This window comes from Caulobacter sp. NIBR1757, assembly GCF_027912495.1.
Taxonomy (GTDB): Bacteria; Pseudomonadota; Alphaproteobacteria; order Caulobacterales; family Caulobacteraceae; genus Caulobacter.
In genome coordinates this window covers 3643814-3659814 of sequence record NZ_CP115463.1, presented here as the reverse complement: position 1 = coordinate 3659814, position 16001 = coordinate 3643814, and the positions used below count along the sequence as shown (strand labels likewise).

The 16001-nt window shown below is 68.4% G+C and carries 19 protein-coding genes; 12 read left to right on the top strand and 7 right to left on the bottom strand.

The window, feature by feature from the left end:
- Positions 1-11 precede the first annotated feature (11 nt).
- The 4 genes from O5I81_RS17725 to O5I81_RS17710 are packed head-to-tail and all read right to left on the bottom strand — an operon-like array spanning position 12 to position 3524.
- Complete coding sequence (locus O5I81_RS17725) at positions 12-1295, bottom strand: hypothetical protein (RefSeq protein WP_271066187.1); 1284 nt, start codon at positions 1293-1295, stop codon at positions 12-14.
- A gap of 59 nt (positions 1296-1354) precedes the next feature.
- Positions 1355-1732, bottom strand: a complete 378-nt coding sequence (locus O5I81_RS17720; RefSeq protein ID WP_271066186.1) for a hypothetical protein — start codon at positions 1730-1732, stop codon at positions 1355-1357.
- A 58-nt stretch (positions 1733-1790) separates the two neighbouring features.
- Positions 1791-2861, bottom strand: coding sequence for a calcium-binding protein (locus O5I81_RS17715; protein ID WP_271066185.1), 1071 nt, complete (start codon positions 2859-2861; stop codon positions 1791-1793).
- 60 nt (positions 2862-2921) lie between these two features.
- A complete protein-coding gene (locus O5I81_RS17710; RefSeq protein WP_271069054.1) occupies positions 2922-3524 on the bottom strand; it encodes a TetR/AcrR family transcriptional regulator in 603 nt (200 codons plus the stop codon).
- 78 nt (positions 3525-3602) lie between these two features.
- Between O5I81_RS17710 and O5I81_RS17705 the strand changes: the two genes are divergently transcribed.
- The 9 genes from O5I81_RS17705 (at position 3603) to O5I81_RS17665 (ending at position 10936) form a co-directional block, all read left to right on the top strand.
- Positions 3603-4655: a DUF2855 family protein gene (locus O5I81_RS17705; RefSeq protein WP_271066184.1), complete on the top strand. Its 1053-nt coding sequence runs from the start codon at positions 3603-3605 to the stop codon at positions 4653-4655.
- A gap of 26 nt (positions 4656-4681) precedes the next feature.
- Entirely contained in the window at positions 4682-6070 is a 1389-nt protein-coding gene (locus tag O5I81_RS17700) for a carotenoid oxygenase family protein (protein ID WP_271066183.1), read from the top strand.
- Between the two features lie 152 nt (positions 6071-6222).
- Complete coding sequence (locus O5I81_RS17695; RefSeq protein ID WP_271066182.1) at positions 6223-6873, top strand: beta-ketoacyl synthase chain length factor; 651 nt, start codon at positions 6223-6225, stop codon at positions 6871-6873.
- Entirely contained in the window at positions 6873-7652 is a 780-nt protein-coding gene (locus O5I81_RS17690) for a lysophospholipid acyltransferase family protein (RefSeq protein ID WP_271066181.1), read from the top strand. Before O5I81_RS17695 ends, O5I81_RS17690 begins: the two co-directional genes overlap by 1 nt.
- Positions 7649-7915: a phosphopantetheine-binding protein gene (locus tag O5I81_RS17685; protein ID WP_271066180.1), complete on the top strand. Its 267-nt coding sequence runs from the start codon at positions 7649-7651 to the stop codon at positions 7913-7915. The genes O5I81_RS17690 and O5I81_RS17685 overlap by 4 nt, the downstream gene beginning before the upstream one ends.
- An 11-nt stretch (positions 7916-7926) precedes the next feature.
- A complete protein-coding gene (locus O5I81_RS17680; RefSeq protein ID WP_271066179.1) occupies positions 7927-8175 on the top strand; it encodes an acyl carrier protein in 249 nt (82 codons plus the stop codon).
- Complete coding sequence (locus tag O5I81_RS17675; protein WP_271066178.1) at positions 8168-8782, top strand: hypothetical protein; 615 nt, start codon at positions 8168-8170, stop codon at positions 8780-8782. The genes O5I81_RS17680 and O5I81_RS17675 overlap by 8 nt, the downstream gene beginning before the upstream one ends.
- A gap of 46 nt (positions 8783-8828) precedes the next feature.
- Positions 8829-10457, top strand: a complete 1629-nt coding sequence (locus O5I81_RS17670; RefSeq protein WP_271066177.1) for an AMP-binding protein — start codon at positions 8829-8831, stop codon at positions 10455-10457.
- A gap of 140 nt (positions 10458-10597) precedes the next feature.
- Positions 10598-10936, top strand: a complete 339-nt coding sequence (locus O5I81_RS17665) for a hypothetical protein (protein WP_271066176.1) — start codon at positions 10598-10600, stop codon at positions 10934-10936.
- A 78-nt stretch (positions 10937-11014) separates the two neighbouring features.
- Here O5I81_RS17665 and O5I81_RS17660 read toward each other — a convergent pair whose 3' ends face one another.
- Positions 11015-11221, bottom strand: coding sequence for a cold-shock protein (locus O5I81_RS17660; protein ID WP_271066175.1), 207 nt, complete (start codon positions 11219-11221; stop codon positions 11015-11017).
- A gap of 17 nt (positions 11222-11238) precedes the next feature.
- Positions 11239-11496, bottom strand: coding sequence for a hypothetical protein (locus O5I81_RS17655; RefSeq protein ID WP_271066174.1), 258 nt, complete (start codon positions 11494-11496; stop codon positions 11239-11241).
- 11 nt (positions 11497-11507) lie between these two features.
- Between O5I81_RS17655 and O5I81_RS17650 the strand changes: the two genes are divergently transcribed.
- The 3 genes from O5I81_RS17650 (at position 11508) to O5I81_RS17640 (ending at position 15090) form a co-directional block, all read left to right on the top strand.
- Positions 11508-11801, top strand: a complete 294-nt coding sequence (locus O5I81_RS17650) for a hypothetical protein (protein WP_271066173.1) — start codon at positions 11508-11510, stop codon at positions 11799-11801.
- Positions 11802-11915: 114 nt separating this feature from the next.
- Positions 11916-13424, top strand: coding sequence for an ATPase domain-containing protein (locus O5I81_RS17645; protein ID WP_271066172.1), 1509 nt, complete (start codon positions 11916-11918; stop codon positions 13422-13424).
- The gene (locus O5I81_RS17640; RefSeq protein WP_271066171.1) at positions 13411-15090 is read left to right on the top strand and encodes an ATP-binding protein; all 1680 of its coding nucleotides are present in this window, start codon (positions 13411-13413) and stop codon (positions 15088-15090) included. The genes O5I81_RS17645 and O5I81_RS17640 overlap by 14 nt, the downstream gene beginning before the upstream one ends.
- A gap of 302 nt (positions 15091-15392) precedes the next feature.
- On the opposite strand, the gene O5I81_RS17635 is transcribed toward O5I81_RS17640, so the two are convergent.
- Complete coding sequence (locus tag O5I81_RS17635; RefSeq protein ID WP_271066170.1) at positions 15393-16001, bottom strand: LysE family transporter; 609 nt, start codon at positions 15999-16001, stop codon at positions 15393-15395.

The following is a 16001-nucleotide window of genomic DNA, read 5'->3' as shown; positions in this document are numbered from 1 at the left end:
GGTATATCCGGCTATCGCTTCAGCAAATCGGCCGGCACGGTGGGTTCGGAGATCAGCCGCTCGAAGGCCTTCCAGCGGCCGGCCTGGTCGGGGGCGGCGGCCTCGACATAGGCTTGGCTCATGTCCTGGCCGAGGCCATAGTTGATCACATAGCTGCGGTAGGTCTCGGTGAAGCTGATCGACTGTTCGGCGCGGGCGCGGCTGATCAGCTGGTACTTCTGGGCCAGGCCGATGGCGGTCTCGCGGTCGATCTCGCCGTCGAGATACATCTGGGCGATGGTCAGCCGGGCCCCGGCCAGGTCCTTGGTCGCCTCGCCCAGCGCCACCTGGGTCGCCGCCGTGGCCGGGTCGAGGCCGGCCAGCGGGAACAGCACGTCGCGCTCGAAGCTGATCTTGTCATTCAACGGGAAGGCCAGGTCGATGCCGTAGTTGGCGGTGCCCTCGGCGATCAGCGACTGCGGGCTGTAGAGCGGGTAGACGGTGTACTCGATCCAGCCTTTGCCCCTGGCCAGCTTCTGCTCGAGCAGCATGTTCAGCGCATGGTGGCCGGGGTAGCCCTCATGGCAACCCAGGTCGATGGCGCGGCTGATGCGGATCGGCAGGTCGGTGTTGATCTGGATCAGGCTGGTCGCGCCGCCCTTGTACCAGTTGTAGCCCGACCAGCTCTTGCCCTTGACGAACTCCAGGGTGAAGCGCTCGTCGGCGGGCAGGGCGATATGGGCGGCGGTGCGCTTGCGGCATTCGGCGATACCGGCCCGCATGACCGCGTCCAGCCTGTCGGTCGGGATGATGAAACGGTTCTGGAAGGCGTCGACGCGCTCGGCCAGGGGCCCTTCGCCCGGGACCAAGGCCTCGATCTTCGCCAGCACGGGGTCGTAGACGCTCAGGGGCTTCAGCTGCGGGCGGATGCCGAACAGGCCCTCGGCCTCATCGGCGAACTTGAACTTCTCTCCCAGCGCCATGGACAGGCGGGTGTCGGCGGCCTTCAGCTGGCCGGCCATGAAGACGCGGCGGCGCTGGGCCAGCGGATCGGCCGTGGCGGGCAGGGCGGCGAGGCGGGCGCTGAGGGCCCGGGCGTCCTTGCGCAGGGTCGCCTGGTCGCGGGGGTTCTTTTTGGCCGCCTCCTGCCATTCGGCCGGGCCGTAATAGGCATCGACATAGCCGTCCTCGCGCACGCCCGCCTCGAGGCTGAGCTTCACGAAATCGGTGGCGATGGCGTCGAGGGTGTCCGGCGCGGCCTGGGCGGACCCGGCGATCAGGGCGGCGGCGAGGACGGGAAGCAGGCGCTTGAACATGGAGAACCCCGGACGGTGGACCACCCGGGGTTTCGCATGCTCTTGGGCGATTGGGTAGATCAGGCCTTGGGCAGCAGCGTCGGCAGCTTGTCGCCGAACCTGCCCCAAAGGGCCGTGCCGCCGGCGATGGCGGCGCGGCGGGTGGCGGGGTTGGCCAGCAGGCCGATGGCGGCGATGCCGCCGACCACGGTCAGCACGGCCAGCACCGGATGAGCCCGGGCCGTGGCCGCCAGGCTGTTGCCGGCGACGGTCAGGTTGGCGCGGGCGTCTTGAGCTTTTTCGGTGACCAGGGCGCGGGCGTCCTGGGCCTTCAGGGCAACAGCCTCGCGGGTGTCGGCGCCGAAGAAGCGGTCGAGGAATCCGAGCGCGCCGCCGCTGTCGTTGGCGGCGCCGTTGGGCTGGGCGGGAACATAGGCGGGGCCTTGGGCGGGGGGCATGAGGGGAACTCCGTGACTGTTCCCACCCCAACGCCCAAGCCAGTCAGATGATCCGCGCCTAGAGAAGCCAGGTGCTCGTATGCAGGGTCAGGTCGCCGTTGATCTTCAGCGTGTAGTCGGCCTTGCCGTCGCCATCGACGTCGAGCTTCACGGTCGTGGCGCCGCCCTTGTAGCTGAGGGCCATCTCGCCCGCCGTGCCGCTGAACTTCGCAACCGTCGTGAAGGCCTGGTCGCCATCGGTGTTGGTGTTGGCGTCGATGGCGGTGAAGTTTATCAAGTCGCCGTCGCCGTTCGAGAAGTCGCTGATGCGGTCCTTTTCCTTCAGGCCGATGCTGTCGGCGGTGAGGATGAAGGTATCGGCGCCCGCGCCGCCGGCCATGCGGTCATTGCCCCGGCCGCCGGTCAGGGTGTCCGTGCCCGCGCCGCCGGCCAGGGTGTCGTTGCCGTCGAGGCCGAGCAGCTTGTTGGCCCCGCTGTTGCCGGTCAGCTTGTTGGCGACGGCGTTGCCGGTCCCATCGATGGCGGTCGTGCCGGTCAGCTCCAGCTCTTCGAAGAAGGCGGCGAGGGTCCAGGAGACGGCCGATTCGACGGTGTCGCGGCCGCCGAAGCGGCTCTCATGCAGCACGTCGCCGACCACATCGACGATGTAGGTGTCGTCGCCGACGCCGCCGTCCAGATAGTCGACGCCCGCGCCGCCATCGAGGCTGTCACGGCCCTGGCCGCCGTACAGCTTGTCCTCGCCGGCCCCGCCCTTCAGCGTGTCCGTACCGCGTTGGCCGTAGAGCTCGTCATTGCCGTTGTCGCCGTTGAGCGTGTCCATGCCCCGGCCGCCGTCGAGGAAGTCGATGCCCTCGCCGCCGTTGAGGGTGTCCTCGTCGCCCCAGCCGAACAGGTGGTCGCTGCCTTCGCCGCCGTTGAGGATGTCGTCGCCCCGCATGCCGTCGATGGTGTCGTTGCCGTCGTCGCCGTTGAAGGTGTCGGCCGCGCCGCCGCCGACGATCAGGTTGTCGGCGTCCGGGTCTTCGAGGGCCAGGAGGGTGACGTCGCCCTGCAGCAGGCCCAGCGCATCAGTGTCGTCGCCGGCCGCGGCGGCGGCGAGTTCCTCGGCGATGGTGTTGGCGCTGGACATGGAAAACCCCCTCACGAAACTGACCGCACCCTATCGGCGGGCCCCTGTCCGCACAACGGGTCAATCGTCGCGGGCGAGGCCTTTCAGCAGGGTCTGGAAGGCGGCCCGTCGCAGGGCCGAGGGATCGATCCGGGGCGACAGCTTGCCGGCCAGCTGCAGCACCAGGCCGCCATGCAGATTGGCCCACAGGATATGGGCGATGACCTCCGGATCGCCCTTCGCCTGGCCGCTGTCGATCAGCCCCTGGGCCTGGGCGACCATCATGGCGCGGGCCCGGCCGCTGGCGGCGACCAGCTCGGGATAGTCGGCCTCGTTCGGCTGCGAGAGGTCGAACATCAGGCGGTAGGCGTCGGACTGCTCCAGGGCGAACCGGACATAGGCGCGGCCGACCGCCTCGGAGACGGCGACCGGATCGCTCTCCGAATGGTAGGCGGCCTCCATGGCGTCGGCGAAGCGGGCGAAGCCGCTGGCCCGGACGGCGGCCAGGATGTCGTCCTTGTCCTTGAAGTAGCGGTAGGGCGTCATCGGGCTGACCCCCAGCTCGGCGGCCAGTTGGCGCATGGTCACCGCCTCCGGGCCATGCTCGGCGAACAGGTGCTCGGCGGCGGCGCAGAGACGCTCGCGGAATTCTTCAACCTGGGAGGGGGATAAAGCGCGAGGCATGGGCACGAAACGATGAGAAGCTGTTGTCAGGCCCTATAGCTTACATTATAAGTTTACGTCGTAAATAACGAGGGTGACATGGATCGCTGGGACTATCTGATCGCCAGGGATGATCTGGGCCGGGGCGAGGTGCGCGCGCAGCCGGATACGCCGCTGCGAGACGGGGAAGCCAGGCTCGCGGTCGAGAGTTTCTCGGTCACCGCCAACAACGTCACCTATGGGGCGATGGGCGACAGCTTCGGCTACTGGCAGTTCTTCCCGGCCCCGGATGGCTTTGGGCGGGTGCCGGTCTGGGGCTTCGCGACGGTTGTGGAGTCGAAGGCCGAGGGGATCGAGCCGGGCCTTCGCCTGTTCGGCTACCTGCCGATGTCCAGCCATTTCGCGGCCAAGCTGGTCAAGCGGGGCGACGGCTACATCGACGCGGCCGAGCATCGGTCCGGCCTGCCGCCGACCTACAACCAGTATGCCGAGTCCGCCGTCCCCACGGCGACCGACGACCACCGTTCCCTGCTGCGGCCGCTGTTCGGCACCAGCTGGCTGATCGACGACTTCCTGGAGGAGGCGGGCGATTTCGGAGCGAAGACGGTCATCCTGACCAGCGCCTCCAGCAAGACGGCGCTCGGCCTCGCCTACCGGCTGAAGCAGCGGGGCGTGGCCGTGGTCGGCCTGACTTCGCCGCAGCATGTCGATTTCCTGAACAGCCTGGGCTGGTTCTCGGGCGTCGCGCCCTACGGCGACATCGAGACGGTGGCGGTGGAAACCCCGGTGGCCATCATCGACTTCGCCGGCAACGCCGATGTCGTCGGCCGGCTGCACCGTCGGTTCGGCGAGGCCATCGTCCACAGCGCCATCGTCGGCGCCACCCACTGGACCGCGGCGCCGGATGCGGCGGCCCTGCCGGGACCGGCCCGCCAGCTGTTCTTCGCCCCCGACCAGATCCGCAAGCGCTTCGCCGAGTGGGGCGGGGAGGAATTCGGCCGCCGGTTCAGCGACAACCTGGCCGCCTTCGTCGCCGCCAGCCCCTGGCTGAAGCTGCGCACCCTGCGCGGGCCGGAGGGCGTCGCCGAGGCCTGGGCGGAGACGGTGAGCGGCAAGGCGGCCCCTGACACGGGACTGATCGTCAAACTCTAAAGAAGACCAACAAGGGAGAGCGGACCATGGACGGCGAAACTCGGGGCAACCCCTTCCTGCGCGGCAACTTCGCGCCGGTGCGCAGCGAAGACGATTTCGAGTTGCCGGTGATCGGGACCATTCCCGACGCCATCGCCGGCTCGCTGTACCGCATCGGTCCCAACCCGCAGTTCGAGCCGGACCAGCGCGCCTACCACTGGTTCGGCGGCGACGGCATGGTCCACGCCTTCGCGATCGAGGGCGGCCGCGTCCGCTATCGCAACCGCTACGTCCGCACGCCGCGCTGGCAGACCGAGAACGCCGCCGGCCGCCGGCTGTATGGCCCGATGGGCAACCCGATGATGACCGATCCCAGCGTCATGGGGACCGACAGCGGGGTGGCCAACACCAACATCATGCTGCACGCCGGCCGCCTGCTGGCCCTGGAGGAGGCGCATGCCCCATTCGAGGTCGTGGCCGGCACGCTCGAGCCGGTCGGCTACCGCGACTTCGGCGGCAAGGTCACCGCCCACCCCAAGGTCGACCCGCGCACCGGCGAGTTCGTCTTCATCGCCTATGCCGACGACCCGACGCCGCTCAGCAACAAGGTCAGCTGGGGCGTCGCCGGCCCGGACGGCGTGCTGGTCAAGCGTGAGACCTTCGAGGCCCCCTACTGCTCGATGATCCACGACTTCGCCCTCACCGACCGGTACGTGATCATCCCCCTGCTGCCGCTGACCGGCAGCCTGCCGCGGGCCATGGGCGGAAAGCCGGCCTTCGCCTGGGAGCCCGACATGCCGGCCCAGCTGGCCATCATCGATCGGGAAAAGGGCGTCGCCTCGCTGCGCTGGGCCCCTGTCTCGGCCGGCTACCTGTTCCACGTCACCAATGCCTGGGAGGAGGGCGAGACCCTGGTGGTCGACGTCATGCGCTATCCCCAGCCGCCCTTCTTCCCGCTGGCCGACGGCACGCCCGGCCGCGAGACCGGGGCGGTGTCCCTGCGCTACAGGATCGATCTCTCCGGTGATGACCCGGTGGTCACGGAAGAGACCCTCGACGACCTGGCCGGCGAATTCCCGCGCATCGACGAGCGCCGCGCCCAGCAGCCGCATCGTCACGCCTGGTTCTCCGGCCAGCAGCGCCGGCCCGGCGACATCCGCGGCGACGGCCTGGCCCACCTCGACACCCACACGGGTCAGCGGACCTTCTGGACCGAAGAGGGTCTGGGCGGCGTCGGCGAGCCGATCTTCGTGCCGCGCTCGGCCGATTCGGCCGAAGGCGACGGCTGGATCCTGACCATCCTGTTCCGTCCGCGCACTGACACCAGCGAGCTGGCGGTGTTCGACGCCCTGAACGTCGCCGCCGGTCCGATCGCCCTGGCCCCCGTGCCGCGCCGCATCCCGTTCGGATTCCACGCCAATTTCGTTGCCCAATAGGCAACAGTGCCGGTTGATCGATGCGGGGCCCCCTTTCATAGGTTGCTCCGTGCAGGGCTAGGTTTAGGATAAAAATCGACGGTGGGCAGGGGGCGCGCCGGACGGTGCGAGTCGGACGCGTGACTGTTCGGCGCCGAGCGTGAGTGGGGCTGATGGGTATCGCCAATCTGGCGGTTTTGGACTGGGGCGGCATCGTTACGGATGCGGCCGGCGAGTCCGTGCGTGGACGGGCCGCTGGACCGGACGCCGTGCCCGTGGGTCTGCGCCGCAGGATGCCGAAATTCTCACTGGCCGCCGTCCGCAGCGCTGTCGGCGTCGCCGCGCCCGGCTGCGAGCTGGTGTTCGCTTCCCGGTACGGCGATGTCGCGACGGCCATGCAGCTGTCCGAGGCCATCGTCGCGGCTGACCTGCTTTCACCCTCGTCCTTCTCGGCCTGTGTTCACAACGCCGCTCCCGGCCTGACCGCCCAGGTGGTCGGGGAGAAGTCGAGCCACACGGCCGTTGCGGCCGGCGACGCCAGCCTGGCGGCCGGCCTGCTGGAAGCCTGGCTGCGGCTGTCTTCGGGTGAGGCGAGCCAGGTCCTGGTGTTCTACGCCGAACAGCCGATGACCGGCATCTACGCCGAGTTCGAGCACGAACCCGGTGTTCCCTTCGTCGCCTTGGCCGTTCGGCTGGCTCTGGGCGCCGCCGAGGATGGCGCCGAGGCCGGCCGGGGCCGGGCGGGAGCCCTGGCCCTGATCGAAGCCCTGGAGGCCGGGGCCAGCGCCATCGCCGTCAGCGCCGACATGCGGGCGGCCGCCTGATGCTGGCGATCCTGCGCAAGATCGAACGCGGCGGCCGGGTAGTGACCACCGGCATTTCCTTCGTCCTGTTCGGCGTCGGCGGCTTGGCCATGGCCCTGGCCATCTTCCCGCTGATCAACATCGGCTTCCATGCCAGGGACCTGCGCCAGCGCATCGCCCAGATCATCGTCCAGCGGACCTGGCGGCTCTACATCCGCATCATGCGGCTGATGGGCACCCTGACCTACGAGTGCCGCGGCGAGGAGGAACTGAAGCGCGACCACGGGGTGATGGTGGTCGCCAACCATCCGTCGCTGCTCGACATCGTCTTCATGATGGCCTTCATGCAGCGCACCAAATGCGTGGTGAAGGCCGGGGTGTGGAACAACCCCTTCATGGCCGGAGTCGTCCGCGCCGCCGGCTACATCCCCAACCTCGGCGATCCCGAGCGCCTGCTGGAAGACTGCGCCCAGGCCCTGCGCGAGGGCAACAACGTGGTGATCTTCCCGGAAGGCTCGCGCACGGTTCCGGGCAAGCCCCGGGCCATGCAGCGGGGCTTCGCCTATGCCGCCCTCAAGGCTGGGGCGCCCGTGCGGCTGGTCAGCATCACCTGCGTGCCGCCCAACCTGCAGAAGGGCGTGCCTTGGTACCGCGTTCCGGTCACCAGGCCGCACTGGACGCTGACCGTGCATGATCGCATTGAAGTTTTTGAATTTGCGGGGCAAGACCCGCTCCCAGTCGCCGCGCGCCACCTCGTGACTCGCGTAGATGAGATGATGGAAGAGAAACTGCGCGCATGAGCGACCTGGAATACGACATCAAGCTGATGATCATCGATGTCCTCAACCTCGAGGATGTCAGTCCCGGCGATATCGACGCGGAGGAAAACCTGTTCGGCGATTCCGGCCTGGCCCTCGACTCGATCGACGCGCTGGAGATTGGCGTCGGCGTCCAGAAGAAGTACGGCATCAAGATCAATGCCGAAGACAAGACGACGCGCGCCCACTTCCAGTCGGTCCGGTCGCTTGCCGAGTTCGTCGCCGCGCAGCAAGCCGCTGCGTGACGGAGGGGAAAATGGACAGACAGGCCGTTTACAAAGAGATCGCCGACTTCCTCGTCGAGACCTTCGAGGTCCCCGAGCATGAGTTGAGCCCCGACGCCGACCTGGTCGAGAACCTCGGCCTGGACAGCATCGACGCCGTCGACCTGATGGTGAAGCTGCAGGAAATCACCGGCAAGAAGGTGACGCCCGAGCAGTTCAAGTCGGTGCGCACGATCAACGACGTGCTCGACGTGACGGAACAACTCTCGGCCAATGGCTGAAGGGAAGGCGGGGGCTGACAGCAGGGCGGGCGTATCCGCCAGGCGGCGCCCGGACCTGGCCACCGTCGCCCTGGCGGCGGTGACGCTGCTCTACCCGTTCATCGCGCTGTTCGCGGTCAAGGCCATCGGGCCCATCCCGGTGGTCGCGGCCCTGTGCCTGTTGCTGGTGCTGCGGGTCGCCTTCGGCTGGGGCAAGGGCGTGCCGCTGGGCATGGCCCTGGCCCCGCTGGTCGTGGCCCTGCTGATGGGCCTGATGATGATCTGGGACGCCCACCGGGCGGTGCGCTTCTATCCGGTGTTCATGAACGGCGCGATGCTGGCGGCCTTCGCGGCCAGCCTGTTCAAAGGCCAGAGCATGATCGAGCGCCTGGCCCGCATCGCCGAACCCGACCTGCCCGAGGCCGGCGTGCGCTATACCCGCAAGGTGACCATGGTCTGGTGCGTGTTCCTGTTGCTGAACGGGCTTGTTGCTCTGTGGACGGCGCTTTACGCGAGCCTGGAGGTGTGGACCGCCTATAATGGGTTTGTGGCCTACCTGTTGATGGGGGCGTTGTTCGGCGGGGAACTGTTGGTGCGGAAATTCGTGCGGGCCCGAGAGGCGGCATGACTAGAGAAGGTGCGGTCCTTCTCCCGACAAGCGGGAGAAGGGATTCGTGAAAGCCTTTACCGAGGCGCTGCTGACGGCTCCGGCTGACCGCGTGCTGTTTCCCGGCGAGCGCGACATCACCGCCGGCCAGATTCGCGCCACCGCAGCCGCCCTAGTTCCGAGAATGGCCGGCGAGGGCCCGCTGTTCCTGCATACCGCCTCTGCCGCCCTGTTCGCCGCCGCCCTGCTGGCCGCCGCCGTCGCGCGCAAGGCCCTGGTGCTGCCGGCCCACACCCAGGCCTCCTACCTGGCCGAGGTCGGCGGCCTGAACGCCGTCCTGCTCGACGACGCCTCGATGGTCCTCTCGACCGAAACGGACGCGACCCTCGGCGAGGCCGCGCCGGACGTCGCCCTCACCTTCTTCACCTCCGGCTCGACCGGCGTGCCCAAGCGCATCGAACGCCGCCTCGCCCAGCTGGAAACCGAGGCCCGGGCCCTGGAGGACGTCTTCGGGGCCGAGGCCGGCGCGGTGCAGGCCACGGTGTCCCATCAACACATCTACGGCCTGATCTATCGCATCGTCTGGCCGGTGATGGCCGGGCGGCCCAGCGCCGACCGCGCGGCCGAATACTGGGAGAACCTGGAGGGGCGGCTCGGCGCCGGCGTCACCCTGATCTCCAGCCCGGCCCACCTCACCCGCCTGCCGCCGGCCATGGATCTGGCCGCCCAGTCGCCCGGCCTGATCTTCTCCTCCGGCCAGCTGTTGCAGACGCCCGCCGCCCTCATCTGCACCGCCGCCTTCGGCCGGCCGGTCACCGAGGTGCTGGGCAGCACCGAGACCGGCGGCGTCGCCTGGCGCCGCCAGAGCGCCGGCGACGAACCCTGGAGGCCGTTTAGCGTCGTCACCGTCGCCCCCGACGCCGAGGGCGCGCTGACCGTCCTGACCCCCTATCTCGACGACGGCGCCCCTTTCGCCATGGGCGACCGCATGGAGCTTCTGGCCGACGGCCGCTTCCGCCTGCTCGGCCGCGCCGACCGCATGGAGAAGGTCGACGGCAAGCGCGTCTCCCTGACGCGGGTGGAAGAGGCCCTGGCCGCCCTGCCACACGCCGTCGAGGCCTCGGCCCTGATCCTGCCGGACCGCAAGGGCGCGCTGGCCGCCGTCGTCGCCCTGAGCCCCGCCGGCCAGGCGGCCCTCGACGCCGACGGCGCCTTCCGGCTGGGGCGCCATCTTCGCGCCGCCTTGGCCGATAGACTGGAGCCGATCGAACGGCCTAAACATTGGCGGTTCGTCGATCGCCTGCCCACCGACGCCCAGGGAAAACGCCGCTTGAGCGACCTCCGCGCCCTCTTCGACGCGCCGCGCCTGCCGCCCTATGAGGTGGTGTCCCGCGCGGATGACGTCGTCCTGCTGCGTATGACCCTGCCGCCGACCCTGGCCTGGTTCCAGGGCCACTTCCCGGGCGAGCCGATCCTGCCCGGCATCAGCCAGGTGCATATGGCGGTGTTGCTGTCGCGCGAGGTGCTGGGCTGGGCCCCCGAGGGCGTCGATCTCAACCGGGTGAAGTTCAAGGACATCATCCGCCCCGGCGAGACCCTGGACCTGACCCTGACCGCCGACCGCGACAAGGGCCGCTTGAGCTTCCGCTGGCTGCGCGCCAACGGCGGCGAGGCCTCGTCCGGCAGCGTCGGCTAGGGACCGCTGCCATCGGCGGGTGACTTTTCGGGCCATTGCGGCTATGGTTGCCGCATCGCTGGCCAAGACCCCCTGGGCGCCGGCGGCTGAGAGAGACGGCGACGCGCCGCGTACTCCCAAGCCCCCAGACAGGAGACATCATGATCGAGGAAGGATTCATCCGCCTCTACGCCAACGACTTCGCCAGCCTGGCCGCCCGGGCCGAGGCCGGAGTCGAGGTCGAGGCCCTGGTCCAGAAGCGGATCGGTGAAGCCCGCAGCCACGCCGCCCTGATGGATGCGCGCAAGGGTGACGGACATCTGCCGGCGGTCGCCGACCGCCTGGTCGAGGAATCGCTGCGCACCAGCAGCCGGGTGGTTCGAGAGATGCAGGACGTCGAGGGGGCCATGGCCCGCCGGCGCGCCTTCCTGGAACGGGTCGCCGACATCCTGCGCACGCCACCGATGGCCGCCAAGGCGACGATGGCCGTTCGCGGCTAGCCAGCCTTCGCAGGCAACGAAAAAGGGCCGGCTCCTCGCGGAGCCGGCCCTTCTCGTTGGTCAAACCTGAGAGGCTGATTAAGCCTGGAGGTTGCCAGCGGACATCTTGCCGCTGCGCTTGTCCTTCTCGAGTTCGTACGTGATCTTTTGACCTTCTTCGAGGCCGCGGAGACCCGCGCGCTCGACGGCCGAGATGTGCACGAAGACGTCAGCGCCACCTTCATCGGGTTGGATGAAGCCGAAGCCTTTGGTTCCGTTGAACCACTTGACGGTGCCGGTAGACATATTGGGTAGTCCTTAGTTCATGTTTTCTCGCCCGCACGCGTGTCGCGCGGGTGATCAAGTTCGAGAAGGTTGGGGGCAGGTCCGGGCGTTTCACTGAGTGAAACATGGATGTTCAGCCGAACCGAGACGAATTCGATGACCCAAAACTGACAGGTCTCCGAGGTTTCCGCAAGGAAATTCTCGGCAACTGTTCTTTCGGGGCTCGTATTGGCCCATAAGCATCCCGATATGACTTTCAGGCGTTTTGTCGGTGAACGGCGAATCCTGCCCGCCATCGGAGCCTTCAATGACCCTTCTCGACCGCCTGCCCGGCCTGACCGACGCCGAGGTGAACAACCTGCTGGCCAATGCCCGCCGGCTCAGCGAGGGCGATCACGCCGCCCGCAAGGCGGCCGCCGCCGAGATCCTCCCCGCCTTGGAGGCCGAGGCCGAAACCCGCGCCGCCGCCAAGTCCGCGGCCCTGTCGGCGGCCCGCAAGGCGCGCGGCCCGATCAAGCGCAAGGCGGCCGTCGAAGAGGTCGTTGTCGAAGAGGAAGAGGACGAGGAAGAGGAAGAAGAAGGCGTCGCAGAACTGGCCTGATCCAGGGCGGGGCAAGCATCCTCCTGACTGCTGCAACCCGGATCGGGTTCTCGCGTTCAGCCAGCCAGGGGGAGTTTGGATGGAACTCCACAAGGTGGAGGGCTTTTTCCAACCATGAAGACAACGCATCCGGAGGATCCGGCGAGGATTTCGACCGGCAATTCCGGTCTCGACGAGATTCTGATGGGCGGTCTCGATGCCGACCGGATGTATCTCTACGAGGGCCGTCCCGGCACCGGCAAGACAACCATCGCCCTGCAGTTCCTGATGGAGGGCGTACGCCAGGGCGAGCGCGTCCTCTACATCAGCCTGTCGGAAACCCGCCGCGAGCTGGACCTTGTCGCCCGCCGTCATGGCTGGAGCCTCGACGGCATCGATGTCTTCGAGCTGGTTCCGCCGGAGAACGTTCTCGATCCCGAGCGCGAGCTGACCGTGCTGCACCCGGCCGAGGTCGAGCTCAGCGAAACCACCAAGCTGATCTTCGAGCGGGTCGAGGCCCTCAACCCGACCCGGCTGGTCATCGACAGCCTGTCGGAACTGCGCCTTCTCGCCCAGGGCTCCCTGCGCTATCGGCGCCAGATCCTGGCCCTGAAGCACTTCTTCACCACCCGCGCCTGCACCGTCGTCCTGCTCGATGACCTGACCGCCCACGAAAACGACCTGCAGCTTCATTCCATCTGCCACGGCGTTCTGCTGCTCGAGCAGCTGGCCATCGAGTACGGGGCCGAACGGCGCCGGCTGCGGGTGGTCAAGATGCGCGGCATCAACTTCCGGGGCGGCTTCCACGACTTCAAGATCGCCAAGGGCGGCCTGGCCATCTATCCGCGCCTGGTCGCCGCCGAGCACCACAGGACCTTCCTTGGCGAATTCACCCCGAGCGGCAACGCCGAACTCGACAGGATGCTGGGCGGCGGACTGGAGCGGGGCACCAATGCCCTGCTGGTCGGGTCCGCCGGGGTCGGCAAGTCTTCGATCGCCCTGAGCTACGCCATCGCCGCCGCCAGTCGGGGCGAGCATGCCGTCTACTTCGCCTTCGACGAGGGACGCGGCACGCTGGAGGCCCGGGCCAGGACCCTGGGCCTGCCGCTGGAGGAGAAACTCGACAGCGGCCTGATCCGCTACCAGCAGATCGACCCGGCCGAGATGTCGCCCGGCGAGTTCGCCGCCAACGTCATCCGCAGCGTCGAGGAGGGCGGCGCCCGCGTCGTCATCATCGACAGCCTGAACGGCTATCTCAACGCCATGCCGGACGGGCGCTTCCTGATCCTGCAGATGCACGAACTGCTCAGCTACCTGGCCCAGCAGGGGGTTCTGACCATCCTTGTCCTGGCCCAGCACGGCCTGGTCGGGCCCATGGAGACGCCGCTCGACATCAGCTACCTCAGCGATGCGGTGATCATGGTGCGCTACTTCGAGCATGCCGGTGTCGTGCGCCGCGCCCTGTCGGTGGTGAAGAAGCGCAGCGGCAGTCATGAGCACAGCATCCGCGAGTTCAGGCTCTCGGCTGGCGGCGTCTCGGTCGGACCGCCGCTGACCCAGTTCAGCGGCATCTTCACGGGCACCCCGACCTATCTCGGCGACACCGTGCCGCTCCTGGACCTGCAAGACCATGAACAGCGTTGAGGCCTCCCGCCGCCGGGTGCTGGTCTACGCTCCCATCGGGCGGGACGGGCCGGCCTCGGCCGAGCTGTTGCGGCGGGCCGGACTGGACGCCTTCGTCTGCGGGGACCTGCCTTCTCTGGTGAGCGAGCTCCAGGCCGGGGCGGCGGCGGTGTTCGTCGCCGAGGAGGGCCTGTTCGGCAAGGATCTGTCGGGCCTCTCCGACTGGATCGAGGCCCAGCCGGCCTGGTCGGACCTGCCGTTCGTGGTGCTGACCAGCCGCCATGAGCAGCCGCGGGTCGCGGCCTGGCGCAAGACCCTCGTCGAGACCCTGCGCAACGTCTCGCTGCTCGAACGGCCGGTACAGCCGATTACCCTGACCAGCACCGTGCAGGCGGCGCTGCGGGCCAGGGCCCGGCAGTACGAGGTCCAGGCCCTGCTCGCCGCCCGCGAAAAGGCGGCCCAAGACCTCGAGGCCCTGGTCGCGGCGCGGACCGAACAGCTGCGCACCGCCAACGCCGAACTGGTCACCCAGATGGCCGAGCGGGCCCGCATCGAGGAGAACCTGCGCCAGGCCCAGAAGATGGAGGCCATCGGCCAGCTGACCGGCGGCGTCGCCCACGATTTCAACAACCTCCTCATGGTCATCCAGGGCGGCCTCGACATGATCGACCGCCAGGAGGACCCGGCTCGCCGGGCCCGCCTGCTGCAGGGCATGCGCCAGGCGGCCGACCGGGGCTCGGCCCTGACCCGCCAGCTGCTCGCCTTCTCCCGCCGCCAGCCGCTGGCCCCCGAGGCCGTTGACCTGCAGACCCGCATCGGCGGCATGCGCGAACTGCTGGATCGCTCTCTGCGGGGCGATGTTCACGTCGATCTGGAGTTCGACGACCACCTCTGGCCGGTCGAGGTCGATGCCGGCGAGCTCGAGCTGGTCATCCTCAACCTGGCCTTCAATGCCCGCGACGCCATGCCCAAGGGCGGCGAGATCGTCATCTCGGCCCGCAATGTCGAGGACTGGCGCGAGGGCGACATCATCGGCGACTTCGTCCGCCTCGAGGTGCGCGACACCGGCACGGGGATGAGCGACACGGTGAAGGCGCGGGTGTTCGAACCCTTCTTCACCACCAAGGAGATCGGCAAGGGCTCGGGCCTCGGCCTGGCCCAGGCCTATGGCTTCGCCCGCCAGTCGGGCGGCTCCGTGCACATCGAGTCCAAGCTCGAGGAAGGGACCCGCGTCATCCTCATGCTGCCACGCTCGGCCAAGCCGGCCAGCGCGGCGCCCAGGCCGGCCCTCGACACCGGCCCGGTCCGCACCGCCAGCCGCTTCTCCGGCTGCGTCCTGCTGGTCGAGGACGATGACGAGGTCGCCGCCCTGGTCACCGAGATGCTGCACCAGATCGGCTTCGACGTGACCCGCGCCGCCTCCGCCGCCGGTGGCCTCGGCGCCCTGGCCAACGGTCGCCGGATCGATGTCGTGTTCAGCGACATCATGATGCCGGGCGCCATGAACGGCGTCGATCTGGCTCGCGAGATCCATCATCGGCGTCCTGATCTGCCGGTGCTGCTGACCAGCGGTTTCGCAGAGGCTTCCCGCCGGGCGGCCGAGGACCTGGGCGTGCATGTGCTGCCCAAACCCTACCGGCTGGACGACCTGGCCAGCGCCATCCGCGAGACGATGGCCAACGCCTGACCCGCTATCGAAGCGGTCAACGATTATACCGTGTGGAGCCGAGGCAAGGGCGGTCGTTTCCTGCAAGTCACGGATTTAGAGTGATAATTTGGTTGCGGTGGGCGCTGTGAATGTAGGCGCCGACGTTGACATGCGGTTGGCGCCGGGGCGGGGAATGTTGACGGCTTGTGATGCGCTCATGTCAACGCGTCCGCCGCCGCCGGCCATGACGCGAGATCCCGCCATTTTTCGTAGATGAATATGTCTAGACATATTGCTCGAACGCCCGGCGCGCGGGCGTTTTCGGCAGCGCCAAGGCTCGTTTAGTGGCCCATGGCCGCGGCCGTGGTCCAGGCTGAACTGCTGAGCACGACGGCGAAGATGGCCAGGGCGGCGGCCCCGACGCGGCGGACGATGCCGCCGGTGACCCTGCCGCCGCTGCCGGCCCGAAGGGCCGAGCCCAGCGCGATCCAGCTGCTGCCGACGAGCAGGATCAGGCCGCAGAGGCCGGCCAGGTAGGGCAGGCCCTGCAGGATTCGGCGGTCGGCGAGGTGAGGCAGGATCAGGAAGGCGAAGATCACCGCCTTGGGGTTCAGAAGCGTGGTGGTGAACACCCGGCGAAAGGGCACGGGGGCGTTGGTGATCAGGGCGCTGGAGCCCTCGCGCCACAGCTTGATGGCCAGGTAGACGAGGTAGAGGGCGCAGAGACCCTTCAGCGTCACGGCCACCATCAGGTTGCCGCACACCAGCGGGCCGAGGACCAGCGACAGGGTCAGGATGGAGATCAGGTAGCCGGCCAGCTCGGCCGCCAGCAGGCGCAGGGATGGGCGCAGGCCCGCCGCCGCGCCGGACATGGCCAGCAGGGTGTTGGTCGGTCCCGGCGTCGCCAGCAGGGTCAGGGCGGCCAGGATGAAGGCGACAGGATCGATCAC

Excerpts from the sequence above, each read along its gene's own strand:
- O5I81_RS17685 (WP_271066180.1), top strand. The coding sequence starts at position 7,649 with ATGAGCGACCTGGAATACGACATCAAGCTGATGATCATCGATGTCCTC.
- O5I81_RS17690 (WP_271066181.1), top strand. The coding sequence starts at position 6,873 with ATGCTGGCGATCCTGCGCAAGATCGAACGCGGCGGCCGGGTAGTGACC.
- O5I81_RS17720 (WP_271066186.1), bottom strand. The coding sequence starts at position 1,732 with ATGCCCCCCGCCCAAGGCCCCGCCTATGTTCCCGCCCAGCCCAACGGC.
- O5I81_RS17695 (WP_271066182.1), top strand. The coding sequence starts at position 6,223 with ATGGGTATCGCCAATCTGGCGGTTTTGGACTGGGGCGGCATCGTTACG.
- O5I81_RS17645 (WP_271066172.1), top strand. The coding sequence starts at position 11,916 with ATGAAGACAACGCATCCGGAGGATCCGGCGAGGATTTCGACCGGCAAT.
- O5I81_RS17700 (WP_271066183.1), top strand. The coding sequence starts at position 4,682 with ATGGACGGCGAAACTCGGGGCAACCCCTTCCTGCGCGGCAACTTCGCG.
- O5I81_RS17655 (WP_271066174.1), bottom strand. The coding sequence starts at position 11,496 with ATGGCGGGCAGGATTCGCCGTTCACCGACAAAACGCCTGAAAGTCATA.
- O5I81_RS17725 (WP_271066187.1), bottom strand. The coding sequence starts at position 1,295 with ATGTTCAAGCGCCTGCTTCCCGTCCTCGCCGCCGCCCTGATCGCCGGG.
- O5I81_RS17715 (WP_271066185.1), bottom strand. The coding sequence starts at position 2,861 with ATGTCCAGCGCCAACACCATCGCCGAGGAACTCGCCGCCGCCGCGGCC.
- O5I81_RS17660 (WP_271066175.1), bottom strand. The coding sequence starts at position 11,221 with ATGTCTACCGGCACCGTCAAGTGGTTCAACGGAACCAAAGGCTTCGGC.
- O5I81_RS17675 (WP_271066178.1), top strand. The coding sequence starts at position 8,168 with ATGGCTGAAGGGAAGGCGGGGGCTGACAGCAGGGCGGGCGTATCCGCC.
- O5I81_RS17680 (WP_271066179.1), top strand. The coding sequence starts at position 7,927 with ATGGACAGACAGGCCGTTTACAAAGAGATCGCCGACTTCCTCGTCGAG.
- O5I81_RS17705 (WP_271066184.1), top strand. The coding sequence starts at position 3,603 with ATGGATCGCTGGGACTATCTGATCGCCAGGGATGATCTGGGCCGGGGC.
- O5I81_RS17650 (WP_271066173.1), top strand. The coding sequence starts at position 11,508 with ATGACCCTTCTCGACCGCCTGCCCGGCCTGACCGACGCCGAGGTGAAC.
- O5I81_RS17665 (WP_271066176.1), top strand. The coding sequence starts at position 10,598 with ATGATCGAGGAAGGATTCATCCGCCTCTACGCCAACGACTTCGCCAGC.
- O5I81_RS17710 (WP_271069054.1), bottom strand. The coding sequence starts at position 3,524 with ATGCCTCGCGCTTTATCCCCCTCCCAGGTTGAAGAATTCCGCGAGCGT.
- O5I81_RS17640 (WP_271066171.1), top strand. The coding sequence starts at position 13,411 with ATGAACAGCGTTGAGGCCTCCCGCCGCCGGGTGCTGGTCTACGCTCCC.